Source organism: Roseovarius sp. ZX-A-9, assembly GCF_028369135.1.
Taxonomy (GTDB): Bacteria; Pseudomonadota; Alphaproteobacteria; order Rhodobacterales; family Rhodobacteraceae; genus Roseovarius.
In genome coordinates, this window is record NZ_JAPWHW010000055.1 from 1 (window position 1) to 4,892 (window position 4,892).

Genomic DNA, 4,892 nt, shown 5'->3' on the forward strand with positions numbered 1-4,892 from the left:
AAACAGGATCACGTCTTTGGGAAACTGAGCGCCCTTGAAATTGATCATCGCTACCTGCTCACTCGCTGCGTCGGGGCCGCGACATAGGTTCGGTACGATGGTATCGCAAGGTCGCAATCTTTGCGACAAAGCCGCTTCGGTCGCCCCTTTCATTTTCTTATTTCAAACTGAGACACTACCCTTTGAGGTATAGAATTGACTTCTATGCCTCAAAAATGGTCTACTCATGAGTTATAGAAAAGGACTCTATAACTCATGGCATGGAACTGGCAGACATCCGGTTGGCCGGAATTCCGGTATGACACAGCAACGCTGGCACCGCTCGAGCAGCGCTTCCTGATGTCGTCAGGTGAAGTTCTGGGCGCTGTCCACCATGTGAACCCGTCCGGGCGTGACCAACTCCGCATCGATCTGCTGAGCGATGAAGCCATGAAGACCAGTGCCATTGAAGGCGAGATGCTGGACCGGCGCAGCGTGCAATCCTCACTCCGTCGTCACCTTGGATTGAAACCGGACAGCTATCCGAACAAACCTCGCGAGCAGGGTGTGGCCCAGATGATGGTCGACGTCTACTCGACCTTTGCGGAGCCCCTCGCGCACGGCACGCTTTTTCGGTGGCATGAGATGCTTCTCGCCTTCGACAAGCGCCTGGAGGCCATCGGGTCATACCGGCAGCACGAGGATGCCATGCAGATCGTCTCGGGTCGTCTTGATCGTCCGGTCGTGCATTTTGAGGCCCCGCCATCTGCGCAGGTTCCGGATGAGATGGCCCGGTATGTCGACTGGTTCAATCGGACCGGGCCGGGTGCCGAAGAGCCCTTGCCAACGTTGACGCGTGCGGGCCTGAGTCATCTCTACTTCGAAAGTATCCACCCATTCGAAGACGGGAATGGTCGCCTAGGTCGGGCCCTGGCCGAAAAGTCCCTGGCTCAGAACATTGGGCAGCCCAGCCTCATCGCGCTCGCCTTCACCATCGAGCGTAAGCGGAAGGACTACTACGATCAGCTTGAGCGGCACCAGAAGACGCTGGATGTCACGCCTTGGCTGGTGTGGTTTGCAGCAGCCGTTCTGGAAGCGCAGCAGGTCACCCTGGACCGCGTGGGCTTTTTCATTGCCAAGGCACATTTCTATGACCGGTATCGCGATCAGCTGAACGAACGGCAGGCCAAGGTGATTGAGCGGATGTTCCGTGAAGGGCCAGATGGATTCAAGGGTGGCTTGAGCGCCGAGAATTATATTTCGATCACCGGGACATCGCGCGCGACCGCTACGCGAGATCTGCAAGACCTTGTCGAGATTGGTGCCCTGACGCGCACTGGCGAGCGCCGATACACGCGTTACTGGCTGAGGCTTGAAGAGTTGCACGGGTAGTGCGTTGTCGGCGGGGAGTGCAGAACCGGACTTTCTCTGCTTCGCAGCTAGATTACCAAAATACCGCGAATCCAGGCATCGATCTGCGCTGGTCTCGCCTTGCTCCACTTTCCTTCATTGAGCGTGTCGAGAATGTCGGCTGTGAACCCGTCTTCGTACAGATCTGTCTCAAGAGTGCGGATGTTCGTATAGATGCCGAAATCTTCGAAGTGACCTGCGAGGTCGTCTTCATCCTTGCTTTCGGCGATGTATTCCAATTCTTTTGCGAGCGCTCTTGGGATTTTTTTGTTCTGGCGCGCTCGATCGCGACCGCAAGTTTGATCCCTCGATTTACGGCCAAGGGTTTGCTCTTCGGCATTGGATCCCAATCTGTGATGATCGAGAAGGGTAGGTCAGGCGGACCGTGTCGGGGTCATCGTCGAGGCGGAAGTCCGTGAGTAGAGCAAGGATATCGAGGTCAGTGTCAAATTCTTCGATTTCGACACCAACGACTATCTTGTCGTCTTCTTCCAGGCCCCCAAGGCCGTCCCAGAAATCGGCGAGGCCAAGTTCACGGGCGCTGTCGGGAAGAGTGGGATCAAACAGCAACCGGAGGCCATGCATCAGGTTGCTTTTTCCGACCTTGTTTTCGCCAACCACAACAACGTTCCCATCGAGGGCTAGGTCCAGTTTTGAAAAGTTCCGGAAGTTCTCAATCACAATCCGTGATAAGTGCATGCAAGGCCACCTCGATCTAAAGCATCCGACTTTTAACCTGAGGCATATCCGGCAGCCTTGAAGTAGTTCCAGCACTCCTCTGGCGAGTAGAGGTCGCAGATTTCGCCGAGCGCGTTGAACATGTCTGTAAATGTCCGCGCGCCAATCCGGCGGAGGTGTGCTTTGAGCTTCGAGAAGGCCATCTCAATCGGATTCAGGTCAGGACTGTAAGGCGGCAAGAACAGGAACCAGCATCCGGCGTCGCGCATGGCCTTGGCCGCTGCTGCGTTCTTGTGGGTGGCTAGGTTGTCCAGGATGACCACGGTGCCGGGCGCGAGCTCTGGCACCAGCACCTTCTCGACATAGGCGGCGAAGGCGGCGCCATCCATCGCGCCTTTGATAACCCAGGGCGCGATCATGGACCCCGCGCTGAGACCCGCAATGAAGGTCTGCGTGCCCCATGCGCCGAACGGGGCGTCCATGACTAGCCGCTGCCCGCGCGGCGCCCACCCGCGCGGCCGGGTCAGGTTGGTTTTGACAGAGGTTTCGTCAATGAAGACAACATGTTCAGGTCGGGCCGACACCGCGGTCACGCGATGTTTGAACCAATCTTCGCGCTGCTTCCTTACCTTTGCCCGAAGGCGTTCGGCAGCGACCAGCGACTTTTTTTGTATGTGAATCCAAGCTTGCGCAGAAACCGTCCGATCGCATCGGGATGCGCGCGGACACCGGTTGCGTCGAACAAAGCCGAGGCCAGTTCGGGCATGGTAATGTCGCCGTCTTGGCTGACAACTTCGGCGAAAAAGGCGCGGTGAGGGTCCAGTTTTCCCTTGCCCTTCGGCCGACCTTGCGGAGCTGCTCGTGCCCTGCCGGTGCGCCGGATCGCAAGTCCCCATCGCGCGCCCGTTGCAGGCGAAAGCTGCAACCGCAACGCCGCCGCGCGACCGCTAAACCCTTCCTCAATCAATCTCTGAAACCGCGCCCGCAGCGCTTCTGGCAATGGTGCTGACATGATCCATCCTCCCAAACAGGATGAATCACAAAATCAGCCCCGCGGGAATCCCAGCGATTCAGGTTTTCGGCAGGACGCTTTAAATCATTGTTTCTGCAAAGACGTGCTCGATCCGCGCCGTTTCGTCGTCGGTCAATGCCTTGAACTCATTGGTTCGGGCGCGACGCGACAGAGTGCCTCCATTCTGTTGAAGGAAGCGAAACAACAGATCGATGGTGCGGTCAGGCATATCAACAATGGCTTCGACCTTGCTGCGGAATGCATCGTAATTTCGAAGGAATGCTGTCTCGTACGGTAGGTCTTCTTCGATTGTTTTTTGAACGCATGAATAGAGGAATTCTGCGTGTGGCGTCGCGTCGAAGAAGCGGTAGAAATCGCCTGTGTCGTTCAAGACCCGAACGTTGAATTGTTCCGTCGACTCCCACTCGATGAGCGGCAGCAGTCGTGCTGAATAGCTCTCAAGAACCGTTCTATACTCATCTATGCGTTCTAGGATCGCGGCGGACACCGGAAAGACCACCCCTGGTGGGTTGAAGCCGCGTTCCGCCAGAACATGGTGGATCAGGTAGCGGTGCAGCCGGCTGTTACCGTCTTCAAACGGGTGTATGTAGACAAAACCGAATGCGAGGATTGCAGCGGACACGATCGGGTCAGAGTGCCGAGACGCACCGTGATCAAAAGCGATCATCCCGTCAGTCAGGGACGGAAGATCTTCATGCCGGGCACTTATATGATCAGGCAACGGCATCCTTGTTTCGCGGTCATGCTCGCCAACAAAACCGCCCTCGTCGCGGAAACCCAGCTTTATGAACCGGGCATCACCTATGACGATCCGTTGCAGTCGTAGCAGCTCATCGCGGTCGAGCGGCTGGCGACCAGCCTCGCCGATCGCACGGCCCCAACGCTGAATTCGGTCTTGTGGTGGACGCTCGCCTTCGATCGCGTAGCTGGAACGTGAGTCTTTGAGTAGAAGGAAAGCAGCCGTGCGCGCGAGCAAGTCCCGGGGGACGTCGGCGATGACCGCGCGGGCTCGACTGGCCAGGTCCATCGCGATGAACTCGTCTAGCTTTTGCGTGCGAAAGACCAGCGGGCAAAAGTCTCTGGTTCCCGGCAGATTATTTTTAACGCGATATCGGGGAGCGTTTTCCCCTTCCGTCGCGAACTGTTGGTCGGGATCAACGACAGGCACGTAGCGACCGCCCTCTGCATCTGGCAGATTCAGTCGGCTTCCCGTTAGCCATTCAAACAGAAACCAGATGCGCCTTGCGTAGCTGCCGGTCGGCTTTTTGCGCACGATGTCAACAATGTCGTCAGGCCCGGTGGCCGCGAACAGCTTCGCGAGGACAGCAAGATCAAGCCCTTCGTATTTGAGAGCGAAGGTGAGGTGGCCATCTAGGTCTGCACTCGGGGCGTGGCGCGGCGTCAGGATGCGCCAAACCTCATCCTCAACGACCCGGTGATGGTTCCCGGTTGCCGAAAGTTTGCGAGGCAGTGGCACAGATAATCTGTAGGCGTCAATCAGTGCGCTGTAGCCTGCCAAGGTGGCGGTCTCAGGAAGGCGCCGCTCCTGAAAAACGGTTCTCGGGCCCGAAAAAAGTACTTGTTGGTCCGATGGCATGAATTCCGTTCCCTTGGCGTGAATTTTTGCTGCAGAGCATTGCATCCATGAATTCCGTTCCTAGCACACGAAAAATGTTCTTGAATAGGCATTCTTCATGAAAAACGGTTCAAATTCATGTCAATCGGCATTGAACTTTGACCCCTTATCGGCGTCCAATATTGCCCCCCTTGTGCTGAGCAGGCCCGGCGCTGC

At 56.9% G+C, this 4,892-nt stretch carries 5 protein-coding genes; 1 reads left to right on the top strand and 4 read right to left on the bottom strand.

Annotated features, from left to right (window positions below; translation table 11 throughout):
• Positions 1–255 precede the first annotated feature (255 nt).
• Complete coding sequence (locus tag O3306_RS22265; protein ID WP_272011592.1) at positions 256–1,371, top strand: Fic family protein; 1,116 nt, start codon at positions 256–258, stop codon at positions 1,369–1,371.
• 47 nt (positions 1,372–1,418) lie between these two features.
• On the opposite strand, the gene O3306_RS22270 is transcribed toward O3306_RS22265, so the two are convergent.
• From O3306_RS22270 to O3306_RS22285, 4 genes are all read right to left on the bottom strand, one after another.
• Positions 1,419–1,628, bottom strand: a complete 210-nt coding sequence (locus O3306_RS22270; RefSeq protein ID WP_272011595.1) for a hypothetical protein — start codon at positions 1,626–1,628, stop codon at positions 1,419–1,421.
• Between the two features lie 73 nt (positions 1,629–1,701).
• Positions 1,702–2,088, bottom strand: coding sequence for an AAA family ATPase (locus tag O3306_RS22275; protein WP_272011597.1), 387 nt, complete (start codon positions 2,086–2,088; stop codon positions 1,702–1,704).
• 32 nt (positions 2,089–2,120) lie between these two features.
• Positions 2,121–3,079 (bottom strand): IS630 family transposase gene (locus tag O3306_RS22280; protein ID WP_272011599.1). Its coding sequence is split into 2 segments (ribosomal slippage): positions 2,121–2,735 and positions 2,738–3,079, totalling 957 coding nucleotides; the frame shifts between segments, so codons are not numbered across the junction.
• A gap of 79 nt (positions 3,080–3,158) precedes the next feature.
• Positions 3,159–4,742: a Fic family protein gene (locus tag O3306_RS22285; protein WP_272011600.1), complete on the bottom strand. Its 1,584-nt coding sequence runs from the start codon at positions 4,740–4,742 to the stop codon at positions 3,159–3,161.
• Positions 4,743–4,892 lie beyond the last annotated feature (150 nt).

Coding starts and splice junctions, on each gene's coding strand:
- O3306_RS22275 (WP_272011597.1), bottom strand. CDS start 2,088: ATGCACTTATCACGGATTGTGATTGAGAACTTCCGGAACTTTTCAAAA.
- O3306_RS22285 (WP_272011600.1), bottom strand. CDS start 4,742: ATGCAATGCTCTGCAGCAAAAATTCACGCCAAGGGAACGGAATTCATG.
- O3306_RS22265 (WP_272011592.1), top strand. CDS start 256: ATGGCATGGAACTGGCAGACATCCGGTTGGCCGGAATTCCGGTATGAC.